Origin of the sequence: Streptomyces sp. CB02980 (assembly GCF_014451325.2) — a bacterium.
Classification (GTDB): Bacteria; Actinomycetota; Actinomycetes; order Streptomycetales; family Streptomycetaceae; genus Streptomyces.
The window spans coordinates 132591-146586 of the sequence record NZ_JACSCH020000007.1 but is presented as its reverse complement, the minus strand read 5'-3'; the positions used below and the strand labels follow the sequence as shown (position 1 = coordinate 146586).

Annotated in this window: 25 protein-coding genes; all 25 read right to left on the bottom strand. The window is 66.1% G+C overall.

The genetic code is table 11. The features are described from left to right. Positions 1-35 precede the first annotated feature (35 nt). The gene (locus E0F75_RS17015) at positions 36-683 is read right to left on the bottom strand and encodes an adenylate kinase (RefSeq protein ID WP_187623361.1); all 648 of its coding nucleotides are present in this window, start codon (positions 681-683) and stop codon (positions 36-38) included. Beyond that, positions 683-2002, bottom strand: a complete 1320-nt coding sequence (gene secY / locus E0F75_RS17010; protein ID WP_073910637.1) for a preprotein translocase subunit SecY — start codon at positions 2000-2002, stop codon at positions 683-685. Before secY ends, E0F75_RS17015 begins: the two co-directional genes overlap by 1 nt. A gap of 213 nt (positions 2003-2215) precedes the next feature. Further along, entirely contained in the window at positions 2216-2671 is a 456-nt protein-coding gene (gene rplO, locus E0F75_RS17005) for a 50S ribosomal protein L15 (RefSeq protein ID WP_187623360.1), read from the bottom strand. A gap of 1 nt (position 2672) precedes the next feature. Next, on the bottom strand, positions 2673-2855 hold the full coding sequence (rpmD, locus tag E0F75_RS17000; protein WP_015035589.1) for a 50S ribosomal protein L30: 183 nt from the start codon (positions 2853-2855) through the stop codon (positions 2673-2675). After that, on the bottom strand, positions 2855-3457 hold the full coding sequence (rpsE, locus tag E0F75_RS16995) for a 30S ribosomal protein S5 (RefSeq protein ID WP_017239585.1): 603 nt from the start codon (positions 3455-3457) through the stop codon (positions 2855-2857). The genes rpmD and rpsE overlap by 1 nt, the downstream gene beginning before the upstream one ends. 46 nt (positions 3458-3503) lie before the next feature. Beyond that, positions 3504-3887, bottom strand: coding sequence for a 50S ribosomal protein L18 (rplR, locus tag E0F75_RS16990; protein ID WP_015035587.1), 384 nt, complete (start codon positions 3885-3887; stop codon positions 3504-3506). 3 nt (positions 3888-3890) lie between these two features. Next, entirely contained in the window at positions 3891-4430 is a 540-nt protein-coding gene (rplF, locus tag E0F75_RS16985; RefSeq protein ID WP_187623359.1) for a 50S ribosomal protein L6, read from the bottom strand. 21 nt (positions 4431-4451) lie between these two features. After that, positions 4452-4850 carry a 30S ribosomal protein S8 gene (rpsH, locus tag E0F75_RS16980; protein ID WP_015035585.1) on the bottom strand — a complete coding sequence of 133 codons (399 nt, stop codon included), beginning with the start codon at positions 4848-4850 and terminating at the stop codon, positions 4452-4454. Between the two features lie 206 nt (positions 4851-5056). Beyond that, positions 5057-5242 (bottom strand): type Z 30S ribosomal protein S14, encoded by a 186-nt coding sequence (locus E0F75_RS16975; RefSeq protein WP_003948630.1) that lies wholly within the window; start codon positions 5240-5242, stop codon positions 5057-5059. Positions 5243-5247: 5 nt separating this feature from the next. Further along, on the bottom strand, positions 5248-5805 hold the full coding sequence (rplE, locus tag E0F75_RS16970) for a 50S ribosomal protein L5 (RefSeq protein ID WP_106975815.1): 558 nt from the start codon (positions 5803-5805) through the stop codon (positions 5248-5250). Next, positions 5802-6113 carry a 50S ribosomal protein L24 gene (gene rplX / locus E0F75_RS16965; protein WP_024755412.1) on the bottom strand — a complete coding sequence of 104 codons (312 nt, stop codon included), beginning with the start codon at positions 6111-6113 and terminating at the stop codon, positions 5802-5804. Before rplX ends, rplE begins: the two co-directional genes overlap by 4 nt. A 2-nt stretch (positions 6114-6115) precedes the next feature. Next, complete coding sequence (rplN, locus tag E0F75_RS16960) at positions 6116-6484, bottom strand: 50S ribosomal protein L14 (protein ID WP_003956455.1); 369 nt, start codon at positions 6482-6484, stop codon at positions 6116-6118. Between the two features lie 136 nt (positions 6485-6620). After that, complete coding sequence (rpsQ, locus tag E0F75_RS16955; RefSeq protein WP_015035582.1) at positions 6621-6902, bottom strand: 30S ribosomal protein S17; 282 nt, start codon at positions 6900-6902, stop codon at positions 6621-6623. Next, positions 6902-7126, bottom strand: coding sequence for a 50S ribosomal protein L29 (gene rpmC / locus E0F75_RS16950; protein ID WP_017239580.1), 225 nt, complete (start codon positions 7124-7126; stop codon positions 6902-6904). The genes rpsQ and rpmC overlap by 1 nt, the downstream gene beginning before the upstream one ends. Beyond that, a complete protein-coding gene (rplP, locus tag E0F75_RS16945; RefSeq protein ID WP_015035580.1) occupies positions 7126-7545 on the bottom strand; it encodes a 50S ribosomal protein L16 in 420 nt (139 codons plus the stop codon). The genes rpmC and rplP overlap by 1 nt, the downstream gene beginning before the upstream one ends. A 5-nt stretch (positions 7546-7550) precedes the next feature. After that, positions 7551-8399, bottom strand: a complete 849-nt coding sequence (rpsC, locus tag E0F75_RS16940) for a 30S ribosomal protein S3 (protein ID WP_017239578.1) — start codon at positions 8397-8399, stop codon at positions 7551-7553. Beyond that, entirely contained in the window at positions 8399-8746 is a 348-nt protein-coding gene (gene rplV / locus E0F75_RS16935) for a 50S ribosomal protein L22 (protein ID WP_187623358.1), read from the bottom strand. The genes rpsC and rplV overlap by 1 nt, the downstream gene beginning before the upstream one ends. Positions 8747-8789: 43 nt before the next feature. Next, entirely contained in the window at positions 8790-9071 is a 282-nt protein-coding gene (rpsS, locus tag E0F75_RS16930) for a 30S ribosomal protein S19 (RefSeq protein WP_024755409.1), read from the bottom strand. A gap of 12 nt (positions 9072-9083) precedes the next feature. Then, a complete protein-coding gene (gene rplB / locus E0F75_RS16925; RefSeq protein ID WP_030318653.1) occupies positions 9084-9920 on the bottom strand; it encodes a 50S ribosomal protein L2 in 837 nt (278 codons plus the stop codon). 40 nt (positions 9921-9960) lie between these two features. Continuing rightward, on the bottom strand, positions 9961-10284 hold the full coding sequence (gene rplW / locus E0F75_RS16920; protein WP_015035575.1) for a 50S ribosomal protein L23: 324 nt from the start codon (positions 10282-10284) through the stop codon (positions 9961-9963). Further along, a complete protein-coding gene (gene rplD, locus E0F75_RS16915; protein ID WP_187623357.1) occupies positions 10284-10934 on the bottom strand; it encodes a 50S ribosomal protein L4 in 651 nt (216 codons plus the stop codon). Before rplD ends, rplW begins: the two co-directional genes overlap by 1 nt. Positions 10935-10941: 7 nt before the next feature. Then, positions 10942-11586 (bottom strand): 50S ribosomal protein L3, encoded by a 645-nt coding sequence (gene rplC / locus E0F75_RS16910; protein ID WP_024755405.1) that lies wholly within the window; start codon positions 11584-11586, stop codon positions 10942-10944. Between the two features lie 11 nt (positions 11587-11597). After that, positions 11598-11906 carry a 30S ribosomal protein S10 gene (gene rpsJ, locus E0F75_RS16905; RefSeq protein WP_003948644.1) on the bottom strand — a complete coding sequence of 103 codons (309 nt, stop codon included), beginning with the start codon at positions 11904-11906 and terminating at the stop codon, positions 11598-11600. A 445-nt stretch (positions 11907-12351) separates the two neighbouring features. Further along, the gene (locus tag E0F75_RS16900; protein ID WP_187623356.1) at positions 12352-13593 is read right to left on the bottom strand and encodes an RNA polymerase sigma factor; all 1242 of its coding nucleotides are present in this window, start codon (positions 13591-13593) and stop codon (positions 12352-12354) included. After that, positions 13590-13952, bottom strand: a complete 363-nt coding sequence (locus E0F75_RS16895; protein ID WP_187623355.1) for a YciI family protein — start codon at positions 13950-13952, stop codon at positions 13590-13592. Before E0F75_RS16895 ends, E0F75_RS16900 begins: the two co-directional genes overlap by 4 nt. Between the last annotated feature and the right edge of the window lie 44 nt (positions 13953-13996).

The window sequence follows — 13996 nt, the reverse complement described above, 5'->3', positions numbered from 1 at the left end:
TGAGGGGCACCGCGGCCGTATCGGACGAACCAGGGTTACTTCTTGAGCGCGGCCATCGCCTTCGCCGTGACCTCGTCCACCTTGCCGAGCGCCGAGATCGTCACGACCAGGTTCTGCGCCCGGTAGTAGTCGATGATCGGCTCGGTCTGCGTGTGGTAGACCTCCAGGCGCTTGCGGACCGTCTCCTCGGAGTCGTCCGCACGCTGGTACAGCTCGCCGCCGCAGGCGTCGCAGACGCCCTCGGTCTTCGGCGCGTTGTACTCCACGTGGAAGACGTGCGCGCTGTCGTTGCGGCAGATGCGGCGACCCGCGATCCGCTTCACGACCTCGTCCTCGGGGACCTCCAGGTCCAGCACCGCGTCGAGCTGCATGTCCTCGGCCTTCAGGACCACGTCCAGAGCCTCGGCCTGAGCCACGTTGCGGGGGAACCCGTCCAGCAGGAAGCCGTTGACGGCGTCCTGCTGCTCCATCCGGTCCTTGGCCATCCCGATGGTCACCTCGTCGGGCACCAGGTCGCCGGCGTCCATGAACGCCTTGGCCTTGAGACCCAGCTCCGTGCCCTGAGAGATGTTGGCGCGGAACAGGTCGCCCGTGGAGATGTGCGGGATGTCCAGGTTCTTGGCAAGGAACGCAGCCTGCGTTCCCTTGCCGGCACCGGGCGGTCCGACGAGGACGATTCGCATCAGCGGAGGAACCCTTCGTAATTGCGCTGCTGGAGCTGGCTCTCGATCTGCTTCACGGTCTCCAGCCCCACACCCACGATGATGAGGATGCTCGTCCCACCGAAGGGGAAGTTGGCATTGGCGCCACCGAAGCCTGCCAACGCCATCGTCGGCACAAGAGCGATCAGACCCAAGTACAGCGAGCCCGGCCAAGTGATCCGGTTGAGCACGTAGCTCAGATACTCGGCAGTAGGTCGACCAGCCCGGATACCCGGGATGAAGCCACCATACTTCTTCATGTTGTCCGCGACTTCCTCGGGGTTGAACGAGATCGCCACATAGAAGAAGGCGAAGAACACGATCAGGAGGAAGTACGTCGCGATGTAGTAGGGGTGGTCACCCTTGACGAAGTGGGCTTCGATCCAGGTCTTCCACCCTGCGGTGGAGTTCGAGAACTGCGCGATCAAGGCCGGGATGTAGAGCAGCGACGACGCGAAGATGACAGGAATCACACCCGCCTGGTTCACCTTCAGCGGGATGTACGTGGACGTACCGCCGTAGGAGCGCCGGCCGATCATGCGCTTCGCGTACTGCACCGGGATCCGGCGCTGGGCCTGCTCGACGAAGACCACGAGGGCCACCATCACGAAGCCGATGAGGATGACGGTGCCGAACTCGATCCAGCCCTTGGCGAGCTTGCCGCTCTCCTTGATGGCCCACAGGGCGCCCGGGAAGCCGGCGGCGATCGAGATGAACATCAGGATCGACATGCCGTTGCCGATGCCGCGGTCGGTGATGAGCTCGCCGAGCCACATGACGATGCAGGTACCGGCGGTCATCGTGAGGACCATCGTGGCGATGGTGAAGATCGACGGGTCGGGCACGACCTGGTCGGCGACGCGGCAGCCACTGAACAGCGCACCGCTCTTGGCGGTGGCGACGAGACCGGTGCCCTGCAGCACGGCGAGGGCGACCGTCAGGTACCGGGTGTACTGCGTGATCTTGGCAGTACCCGACTGGCCCTCCTTCTTGAGGGCTTCGAGACGCGGGATCACGACGGTCAGCAGCTGCAGGATGATGCTGGCCGTGATGTACGGCATGATGCCGAGCGCGAAGATGGTGATCTGCAGCAGCGCTCCGCCACTGAACATGTTGACCAGGCCGAAGAGGCTGTTGTTGCCCTCGCTGGCCTGCTTGACACACTGCTGGACGGCCTCGTAGCTGACGCCGGGGACCGGGATGTGGGCCCCGAGGCGGTACAGCACGATGATGGCGAGCGTGAAGAGCAGCTTCTTGCGCAGGTCGGGCGTCTTGAACGCCCGGGCGAACGCGGTGAGCACGGTGCCTCCTGCGACCCCCGCGCTAGGCGTCAAGGGTGACGGTCTTGAGGTTCGACGAATAGGTATCGGTCATCAATCCCGTGCGGGCATACCGCACGGAGCCTAGACAGTGCACGCCACCTTACCGGCGACCATGCCCCCCTAGGAACGACCAATCGGGGATGCCCCTTTTGGGAGGCATCCCCGATCGGATGTTCAAGCCATCGAGTCGTCTTAGACGAGCTCGGTGACGGTGCCGCCGGCGGCGGTGATCTTCTCCTTGGCGGAGCCGGAGACGGCGTCAACCGAAACCTGCAGCGCCACGGTGATCTCGCCGGTGCCGAGCACCTTGACGAGCTGGTTCTTGCGAACCGCGCCCTTGGCGACCAGGTCGGCCACCGTGACCTCTCCACCCTCGGGGTAGAGAGCGCCGAGCTTGTCCAGGTTCACGACCTGGAACTCGGTGCGGAACGGGTTCTTGAAGCCCTTGAGCTTCGGCAGACGCATGTGGAGGGGCATCTGCCCACCCTCGAAGCGCTGCGGAACCTGGTAACGGGCCTTCGTACCCTTGGTACCACGACCGGCCGTCTTACCCTTCGACGCCTCACCACGACCGACACGGGTCTTCGCGGTCTTGGCACCGGGGGCGGGACGGAGGTTGTGGGCCTTCAGCGGGCTGTTCTCCGCCATGTCAGTCAACCTCCTCGACCGTCACGAGGTGGCGGACGGTGTGCACCATGCCGCGGAACTCGGGACGATCCTCCTTGACAACCACGTCGTTGACCTTCTTGAGGCCGAGCGAACGCAGGGTGTCGCGGTGGTTCTGCTTGCTGCCGATGTACGACTTCGTCTGCGTGACCTTGAGGCGAGCCATTACGCACCCGCCCCAGCACGTGCACGGAGCAGAGCCGCGGGGGCGACGTCCTCGAGGGGCAGACCACGGCGAGCCGCGATCTCCTCGGGACGCTGCAGGCCCTTGAGGGCCGCCACGGTCGCGTGCACGATGTTGATCGCGTTGTCGGAGCCGAGCGACTTCGACAGGATGTCGTGAACGCCGGCGCACTCGAGCACGGCGCGCACCGGGCCACCGGCGATAACACCGGTACCGGGGGAAGCCGGCTTGAGCAGGACGACGCCCGCAGCCTTCTCGCCCTGGATCGGGTGAGGGATGGTGCCCTGGATGCGCGGAACCTTGAAGAAGTTCTTCTTGGCTTCCTCGACACCCTTGGCGATGGCCGCGGGAACTTCCTTGGCCTTGCCGTAACCGACACCTACGGTGCCGTCACCGTCGCCCACCACGACCAGCGCGGTGAAGCTGAAGCGGCGACCACCCTTGACAACCTTGGCGACGCGGTTGATCGCGACAACGCGCTCAACGTACGCGGTCTTCTCGGCGGCAGCGCCACCGTCGCGGCCCTTCCGGTCCCGCCGCTCGCCGCCACCGGCACCGCTTCCGCGGCGCTGGGGTCCAGCCATTGGATTTACCTCTCTCTGTTACGTCCGTTAGTCCCGGAACCGGGGCTTAGAACTTCAGCCCGGCTTCGCGGGCGGCGTCAGCCAGAGCGGCAATGCGCCCGGCGTACCTGTTGCCACCACGGTCGAACACGACAGCCTCGACGCCAGCGGCCTTGGCGCGCTCGGCGACGAGAGCTCCGACCTGCTTGGCCTGCGCGGACTTGTCACCCTCGCCACCGCGGATCGACGCGTCCAGGTTCGACGCAGACGCAAGGGTGTGACCCTTGAGGTCGTCGATGACCTGAGCGGTGATGCCGCGGTTCGAACGCGTCACGACGAGGCGCGGACGCTCCGCCGTACCCGACACGTTCTTGCGGATGCGGATGTGGCGGCGCGCCTTGGCGGCACGCTTGTAAGCGTCGCCCTTGGCGATCTTCACACCGTATGCCATGGCTTACTTACCAGCCTTTCCGACCTTGCGGCGGATGACCTCGCCGGCGTACTTGACGCCCTTGGCCTTGTACGGGTCGGGCTTCCGCAGCTTGCGGATGTTCGCCGCGACCTCGCCGACCTTCTGCTTGTCGATGCCCTCGACCGAAAACTTGGTCGGCGACTCGACCTTGAACGAGATGCCCTCGGGCGCCTCGACCAGGATCGGGTGGCTGTAGCCGAGCTGGAACTCCAGGTTGGAGCCCTTCGCGGCCACGCGGTAACCGACACCGCTGATCTCGAGCGCCTTCACGTAACCCTGGGTCACACCGGTGATCATGTTGGCCACCAGCGTGCGGGACAGGCCGTGAAGGGCCTTGTTCTGACGCTCGTCGTTCGGACGAGAGACGTTCAGAACGCCCTCCTCGCCCTTAACGATCTCGATCGGAGCGGCAACGGTGTGGCTCAGGGTGCCCTTGGAACCCTTCACCGTGACCGTGCGGCCATCGATGGTGACGTCCACGCCGGCGGGAACCGGGATAGGCAGCTTGCCAATACGCGACATGAGCTTTCCTTCCTTTCCCGACTACCAGACGTAGGCGAGGACTTCCCCACCTACGCCCTTCTTGCCTGCCTGCTGGCCGGTCAGGAGACCGTGGGACGTGGAGATGATCGCCACGCCCAGGCCGCCGAGGACCTTCGGCAGGTTGGTGGACTTCGCGTAAACCCGGAGACCGGGCTTCGAGATCCGCTTGATGCCCGCGATGGAGCGCTCACGGTTCGGACCGAACTTGAGCTCGAGGACGAGGTTCTTGCCGACCTCGGCGTCCTCGACCTTCCAGCCCGTGATGAAGCCCTCCTGCTGGAGGATTTCCGCGATGTGAGACTTGATCTTGCTGTGCGGCATCGTCACGGAGTCGTGGTATGCCGAGTTCGCGTTACGCAGACGAGTCAGCATGTCCGCGATCGGATCAGTCATGGTCATGAATTGGCCTTCGGCCTCTCTCGCCGGGGTTTCCAGTGCGCCATCCCTCTCCCCACACAGGGGCGGGACGGGTGCGGCGCGGGGACCTACGGCGTAGTAAGTCGTACGGGCGACGGACGCCCAACCCTCCTAGCCTAAGCCATGGAGCGATGGGCATCCGACAACCCAGTGCTTACCGAGAGACTCCGGTCATCCCAAGTAAGGGATTACCAGGAGCTCTTGGTCACGCCCGGCAGCTCGCCACGGTGAGCCATCTCACGAAGGCACACGCGGCACAGGCCGAACTTGCGGTACACGGAGTGGGGACGACCACAGCGCTGGCAGCGCGTGTAGCCACGCACGCCGAACTTGGGCTTGCGAGCAGCCTTCGCGATGAGAGCCTTCTTCGCCATCTCGCTTACGCCTCCTTGAACGGGAAGCCGAGGTGACGCAGAAGGGCACGGCCCTCGTCGTCGTTGGTCGCCGTGGTCACCACGGTGATGTCCATACCCCGGACACGGTCGATCTTGTCCTGGTCGATCTCGTGGAACATGACCTGCTCCGTGAGACCGAAGGTGTAGTTGCCACGCCCGTCGAACTGCTTGGGGGACAGACCACGGAAGTCGCGGATGCGCGGAAGCGCGAGCGACAGGGTGCGGTCCAGGAACTCCCACATGCGGTCGCCACGGAGGGTGACGTGCGCACCGATCGGCTGTCCTTCGCGAAGCTTGAACTGCGCGATGGACTTGCGGGCCTTGGTGACGGCCGGCTTCTGACCGGTGATGGTGGTCAGGTCACGGACGGCACCGTCCATGAGCTTCGAGTCACGGGCGGCGTCGCCGACACCCATGTTGACCACGATCTTCACGAGGCCGGGAACCTGCATGACGTTCTCGTAGGAGAACTCCTCACGCAGCTTGCCCGCGATCTCCTCGCGGTACTTCGTCTTGAGACGCGGAGTGGTGGTAGCCATCAGATGTCCTCACCCGTCCGCTTGGCAACGCGGATCTTGTTGCCCTCGTCGTCGAAGCGGAATCCGACACGCGTGACGACCTTCTTGCCGTCCTTCTCCACGACCAGCTGGACGTTGGAGACGTGGACCGGAGCCTCGGTCGTGACGATGCCACCGGCCTGCGACGGGCCGGCCTTCGTGTGCTTCTTGACCCGGTTGACACCCTCGACGAGGACGCGGTTCTCGCGGGGGAAGGCCGTGATGACCTTGCCCTGCTTGCCCTTGTCCTTACCGGTGATGACCTGGACCAGGTCGCCCTTCTTGATCTTCATGCTTACAGCACCTCCGGCGCGAGCGAGATGATCTTCATGAACTTCTTCTCGCGCAGCTCACGGCCGACCGGGCCGAAGATACGGGTGCCACGAGGGTCGCCGTCGTTCTTGAGAATGACAGCGGCGTTCTCGTCGAAGCGGATGTACGAGCCGTCCTGGCGGCGGCGCTCCTTGACGGTGCGAACGATGACCGCCTTGACGACGTCACCCTTCTTCACGTTGCCACCGGGGATCGCGTCCTTGACGGTGGCGACGATGACGTCACCGATGCCCGCGTAGCGGCGACCCGAGCCACCGAGAACACGGATGCAAAGGATCTCCTTGGCACCAGTGTTGTCGGCGACACGCAGTCGCGACTCCTGCTGGATCACGTCTATCTCCTGATTTGTCTGCCGGTTCCCGGCGGGGTTGCGCTAAGCGATCAGCGCAACCCCACCGAGCCTGGCGGAACTGACCTGCGGGAAACCCCTCAGGCTGAACATGTGGATTTCCCTTGCGGGAAATTCCTTACTTGGCCTTCTCGAGGATCTCGATGACGCGCCAGTGCTTCGTGGCGGACAGCTTCCGGGTCTCCATCAGGAGGACGCGGTCGCCGATGCCGGCAGCGTTCTGCTCGTCATGAGCCTTGAGCTTGTTCGTACGGCGGATGACCTTGCCGTACAGCGCGTGCTTGACGCGGTCCTCGACAGCGACGACGACGGTCTTGTCCATCTTGTCGCTGACGACCAGGCCCTCGCGGACCTTGCGAGCGTTGCGCTCGGTCTTCTCAGTCACGTTGCTCTCGCTCATCAGGCGTTCTCCACCGTCTCGATGCCCAGCTCGCGCTCACGCATCAGGGTGTAGATCCGGGCGATGTCCTTACGGACGGACTTGAGCCGGCCGTGGTTCTCGAGCTGACCCGTCGCCGCCTGGAAGCGGAGGTTGAACAGCTCTTCCTTGGCCTCGCGGAGCTTGTTGAGAAGCTCCTCGTTGCCCAGCTCGCGCAGCTCGGACGCCTTGGTACCGGCCGACATCACAGCTCACCTGCTTCGCGCTTAACGATCTTGCACTTCATCGGCAGCTTGTGGGCCGCACGGGTCAGGGCCTCGCGCGCGATCTTCTCGTTCGGGTAGGACAGTTCGAACATCACCCGACCCGGCTTGACGTTCGCGATCCACCACTCCGGAGAACCCTTACCGGAACCCATGCGGGTCTCGGCAGGCTTCTTCGTCAGGGGGCGGTCCGGGTAGATGTTGATCCAGACCTTGCCGCCACGCTTGATGTGGCGGGTCATCGCGATACGAGCAGCCTCGATCTGGCGGTTCGTCACGTACGCCGGCGTGAGGGCCTGAATGCCGTACTCGCCGAACGCAACCTGCGTACCACCCTTGCTCATACCCGAGCGCTTGGGGTGGTGCTGCTTGCGGTGCTTGACCCTACGGGGGATCAGCATTTCGGTCAGGCCTCCGTTCCGGTGCTCTCAGCCGGAGCGGCAGCGGCGGCGGGAGCGTCGGCCTTGGGGGCCTCGGCAGCCGGCGCGGACTGCTGCTGCGGCTTGCGGCCGCGGCCGCCACGCTCGCCACCACGGCCACCACGGCCGGCCGGGCGGTCGCCAGCGCCGGCACCACGGGCCGGGCGGTTACCCGCACGGGCCGCAGCGTTCTCGGCGCGGACCTCGGCGATGTTCTTGACGTCGCCCTTGTAGATCCAGACCTTGACGCCAATGCGACCGAAGGTCGTCTTGGCCTCGAAGAAGCCGTAGTCCACGTTCGCGCGGAGCGTGTGCAGCGGCACACGACCCTCGCGGTAGAACTCGGAGCGGGACATCTCGGCGCCGCCGAGACGACCGCCACACTGGATCTTGATGCCCTTGGCGCCGGCCTTCATCGTGCCCTGCATGCTCTTACGCATGGCGCGACGGAAGGAGACGCGGGAGGAGAGCTGCTCGGCAACGGCCTGAGCAACCAGCTGAGCGTCCATCTCGGGGTTCTTGACCTCGAGGATGTTCAGCTGGACCTGCTTGCCCGTGAGCTTCTCGAGGTCGCCGCGGATGCGGTCGGCCTCGGCGCCACGGCGGCCGATGACGATGCCGGGACGCGCGGTGTGGATGTCCACCCGCACGCGGTCACGGGTGCGCTCGATCTCAACCTTCGAGATGCCGGCGCGCTCCATGCCGGACGTCATCATCCGACGGATGGCGACGTCTTCCTTGACGTAGTCCTTGTACAGCTTGTCGGCGTACCAACGGGACTTGAAGTCCGTGGTGATGCCGAGCCGGAACCCATGCGGGTTAACCTTCTGGCCCATTACCGGGTTCCTTCCTTGCTGCTGACGACCACGGTGATGTGGCTGGTCCGCTTACGGATCCGGTAGGCACGGCCCTGAGCACGCGGACGGAACCGCTTCAGGGTCGGGCCCTCATCCACAAACGCCTCGCTGATGATCAGCGAAGAGGCGTCCGTGTGGTCGTAGTTGTGTGCAGCGTTGGCAATGGCGCTGTCCAGCACCTTGCCAACCGGCACGCTCGCGGCCTGCGGGGCGAAACGCAGGACCGCCTGAGCCTCCGTGGCGTCCATGCCACGGATAAGGTCCACCACTCGGCGGGCCTTCATGGGCGTGACGCGGATGTACCGCGCCTGGGCCCTGGCTTCCATGGTTGTCCTTCCAGTGTCTGTCATGGTCGATTCCACCCCGCTACTAGCGGCGCTTCGACTTCCGGTCGTCCTTCACGTGACCCCGGAAGGTGCGCGTCGGCGAGAACTCGCCGAGCTTGTGGCCGACCATCGACTCGGTGACAAACACCGGAATGTGGGTCTTGCCGTTGTGCACCGCGATCGTGTGGCCGAGCATGGCCGGGATGATCATCGAGCGACGGGACCAGGTCTTGATGACGTTCTTGGTACCGGCTTCGTTCTGTACGTCCACCTTCTTTACGAGGTGTCCGTCGACGAAGGGTCCCTTCTTGAGACTGCGCGGCATCTAAACCCGCTCCTAGCGCTTCTTGTTCGTCTTGCGGCGGCGGACGATGTACTTGCTCGAAGCCTTCTTCGGCGAGCGAGTACGACCCTCCTTCTGACCCCACGGGGAGACCGGGTGGCGACCACCGGAGGTCTTACCCTCACCACCACCGTGCGGGTGGTCAACCGGGTTCATCGCCACACCGCGGACGGTCGGGCGGACGCCCAGCCAGCGCTTACGGCCGGCCTTGCCCCAGTTGATGTTCGACTGCTCGGCGTTGCCGACCTCGCCGATCGTGGCGCGGCAGCGGGCGTCGACGAGACGGATCTCACCGGACGGCATACGAAGGTGGGCCATCGTGCCCTCCTTCGCCAGCAGCTGCACAGAGGCACCAGCGGAGCGTGCGAACTTGGCGCCGCCACCGGGACGGAGCTCGATCGCGTGGATCGTGGTACCGACCGGGATGTTGCGGAGCGCCAGGTTGTTGCCGGGCTTGATGTCCGCGCCGGGGCCGTTCTCGACGCGGTCACCCTGCGTCAGACCCTTGGGGGCGATGATGTAGCGCTTCTCGCCGTCCACGTAGTGGAGCAGCGCGATGCGCGCGGTGCGGTTGGGGTCGTACTCGATGTGAGCGACCTTGGCCGGCACGCCGTCCTTGTCGTGACGACGGAAGTCGATCACACGGTAGGCGCGCTTGTGTCCACCACCCTGGTGGCGAACGGTGATCCGACCGGTGTTGTTACGGCCGCCCTTGCTGTGCAGGGGGCGAACCAGCGACTTCTCCGGCGTGGACCGCGTGATCTCGACGAAGTCGGCAACGGAGGAGCCACGGCGGCCCGGCGTTGTCGGCTTGTACTTGCGGATTCCCATTTCTCAGTCCTCGTCCGATTCCGGACGATCCAGACCGCCGTTAGGCGGTCGGACCGCCGAAGATGTCGATACGGTTGCCCTCAGCAAGGGTCACGATGGCGCGCTTGGTGTCCTTGCGCTTACCGAAACCGGCCTTGGTGCGCTTGCGCTTGCCCTGGCGGTTGATCGTGTTGACCCCGGTGACCTTGACCGAGAAGACCGCCTCGACGGCCTGCTTGATCTGGGTCTTGTTGGAGCCAGGCGCGACGATGAACGTGTACTTGTTCTCGTCCAGCAGGGCGTAGCTCTTCTCCGAGACGACCGGCTTGATCAGGATGTCGCGCGGGTCCGAGAAGGTCTTGCTGGTGACGACGGCCTCAGTCATCAGGCGTCGCTCCCTTCGGTCTCAGCGGTCTGGGGGCCAGACACGAAGGACTCGAGGGCGGCCTTGGTGAAGACCACGTCGTCGGAGACGATCACGTCGTACGTGTTGAGCTGGCCCGGCTCCAGGATGTGCACCTGGGGCAGGTTACGAGCGGACAGCCACGCGGCCTCGTCGGAGCGCTCGACGACCAGGAGCAGGTTCTTGCGCTCCGAGATCTTGCCGAACAGCGTCTTCGCGGCCTTGGTGGAGACGTCACCCTCGACCACGCCGGTCACGACGTGGATGCGGGAGTGGGTGGCCCGGTCCGAGAGGGCACCGCGGAGGGCGGCGACCTTCATCTTCTTCGGGGTCCGCTGCGAGTAGTCACGCGGCTGCGGGCCGTGGACGACGCCACCGCCGACGAACTGCGGGGCGCGGGTCGAACCCTGGCGAGCGCGGCCGGTGCCCTTCTGGCGGTAAGGCTTCTTGCCACCACCACGGACTTCGCCACGACGCTTGGTCTTGTGCGTGCCCTGACGGGCCGCGGCCAGCTGCGCGACGACGACCTGGTGGATCAGCGGAACGCTGACCTTGGCGCCGAAGATCTCCTCGGGGAGCTCGACGGTCCCGGTCTTGTCGCCTGCCGGCGAAAGGATGTCAATGGTGCTCATCGGTTCCTCAAACCCCCTTGGCCGCAGTGCGGACCAGGACGAGGCCACCGTTAGGGCCGGGAACGGCGCCCTTGATGAGCAGCAGACCCTTCTCGGCGTCAACGGCGTGGACGGTCAGGTTCTGGGTGGTCACACGCTCGTTGCCCATGCGACCGGCCATCTTCATGCCCTTGAAGACACGACCCGGGGTGGCGCAGCCACCGATGGAGCCGGGCTTACGGTGCACGCGGTGGGCACCGTGCGACGCCTTGCCACCACGGAAGTTGTGGCGCTTCATGACACCGGCGAAGCCCTTGCCCTTGCTCTTACCGGTGACGTCGACCTTCACGCCGGCCTCGAAGAGCTCGGCGGTGATCTCCTGGCCGAGCGTGTACTCGGAGGCGTCAGCGGTGCGGAGCTCCACCAGGTGGCGGCGCGGGGTGACGTCAGCCTTGGCGAAGTGACCCTTGAGGGGCTTGTTCACCTTGCGAGGGTCGATCTCGCCGAAGGCGATCTGGACCGACTCGTAGCCGTCGACGTCGTTCGTACGGACCTGGGTCACGACATTCGGGCCGGCCTTGACGACGGTGACCGGGACAACCCGGTTGTTCTCGTCCCAGACCTGCGTCATGCCGAGCTTCTCGCCCAGGATGCCCTTGATGTTCTTAGCCATCTCGCGCGCCCTCAGAGCTTGATCTCGATGTCAACGCCCGCCGGGAGGTCGAGACGCATGAGCGAGTCAACCGTCTTCGGCGTGGGGTCGAGGATGTCGATGAGGCGCTTGTGCGTGCGCATCTCGAAGTGCTCGCGCGAGTCCTTGTACTTGTGCGGCGACTTGATGACGCAGTACACGTTCTTCTCAGTGGGCAGCGGCACCGGGCCTGCGACCGACGCACCAGTGCGGGTCACCGTCTCGACGATCTTCTTCGCCGAGGAGTCGATGACCTCGTGGTCGTAGGCCTTGAGCCGGATGCGGATCTTCTGTCCCGCCATGGCTACTAGTAGTCCTTTGTCTCGTAACGCTCTGGAACCCGATCGGCTTCGCTTACTGAAAAGCGTTGTCGTATCTCCGACCCACGCGGTCGGGCGTGTCGCACTCCCTCTACGCAGAAATCCCTGAGGATTTCCCAACCAAGGGGGCACGGTCGCCATGACCGCAGGCCGGGGGCAAAACACCCACCGGGCGCCTGGTCTGCACCCCGCTGACGCTTCCCAGAAGATTCCCGTACGTCCGCCCCTGACAAGGGACGACGAGTACTGTGGGACTCGCTTCCGGTCCTCCCGACGGGAGGCGCGCAGCATCGGCACTCAACCGAGCAACCCCGACAGTCTGCCATACGGGGCCATCCGACCGCCAATCGGGAGCGAAGACTGTACCCCACGTCACGTACGGCCATGCGCCGGGGCGCACGCGCGGGGCTCGACCGCCCTCTCCGCCTCACCCCAAGCGCCGTGCCCGCGCGGTGAGATGACGGCGTTCGGGGGCACTGGTCGTACGGCGTGCCGCCTCCCGGTACGCCTCCGCCGCGGTCTCCTTGTCGCCGAGGAGTTCGAGCAGATGGGCCCTGGTGGCGAGCAGCCGGTGGTGCCGGGCCAGTCGCTTGTCCCGCGCGAGTTCGTCCAGGAGCGCGAGCCCGGCCGCGGGGCCCTCGACCATCGCGACGGCCACCGCGCGGTTGAGGGTGACCATCGGATTCGGCCCTGTCCGCTCCAGGAGCTCGTAGAGCGCGAGGATCTGCGGCCAGTCGGTGACCCCGGCGGTCTCCGCCTCGTCGTGCACGGCCGCGATCGCCGCCTGCAGCTGGTACGGGCCGACCTGGCCCCGGGGCAGGGTGCGGCTGATCAGCTCGACACCCTCCGCGACGAGCCGGCCGTCCCACCTCCCCCGGTCCTGCTCCGCGAGCGGCACCAGTTCGCCGTGCGGGCCCGTGCGGGCCGGTCTGCGGGCGTCGGTGAGCAGCATCAGGGCGAGCAGACCCGCCGTCTCGGTGTCCTCGGGCAGCAGCCGGTGGAGCAGCCGCGCGAGCCGGATCGCCTCGGTGGACAGCTCGGGCGCGGTCAGCTCCTCGCCGACGCTCGCCGTGTAGCCCTCGTTGAAGATCAGGTAGAGCACGTGCCGGACCTCGGCGAGCCGGGCCGTACGGTCCTCGCCCGGTGGGAGCGCGAGCGAGCCGCCCGCCGCCCTGATCGTCTGCTTGGCCCGGCTGATGCGCTGCGCCATCGTCGACTCGGGCACCAGGAACGCGGCGGCGATCTGCGCGGTGGTGAGACCGCCGACGGCGCGCAGGGTGAGCGCGATCCGGCTGGGCGGGGACAGCTCCGGGTGACAGCAGAGGAAGAGCAGGGAGAGCGAGTCGTCCCGGTCGCTGCCGGGAGCCTCGTCCGCGGCGCGGGCGAGGAGCTCGGAGTCCGGGGTGGCCAGGGCCACGGCGTCCTCGCGGCGCCTGCGGGCGGCCTCGCTGCGCACCAGGTCGACGAACCTGCGGGTGGCTACGGTGACCAGCCAGCCGCGGGGGTTGTCGGGCACGCCGTCCGCGGGCCACTGCCGGGCGGCGGCGATCAGCGCCTCCTGGACGGCGTCCTCGCAGAGGTCGAAGGTGCCGTACCGGCGCACGAGCGCGCCGAGGACCTGCGGCGCGTACGTCCGCAGCAGGCCCTCGACCTCGACGGAGTCGCTCACACGTCCGCCGCGGACTCGTGCAGGACCGGCCACAGCTCGACGGGGTCGGTGTCCGCGAAGGGCATGTCCGCGGCGATCTCCTGGGCCCGCTCCCGGCTGTCGCAGTCGAGCAGGTAGAAGCTGGCCGGGTATTCCTCGGTCCCCAGGTACGGGCCGTCGGTGACCGCGGGGGCGCCGCCCTCACGCCGTACGAGCTGGGCGGCGGCCGCGTCGGCGAGTCCGTACGCGCCGATCAGCTCGCCGCTCTCGCAGTACTTCCTGGTGAAGGCCTCCTGGCGGGCGATCGCCTCGGGCCAGGCCTCGGCGGGGAAGGCGTCCCACTTGGCCTGGTTGCCGTAGATCATCGCGACGTACTTCATCGTGGTCGTCCTCCCCGTCCCGCCCGCCCCTGCGGCGCGCTGTC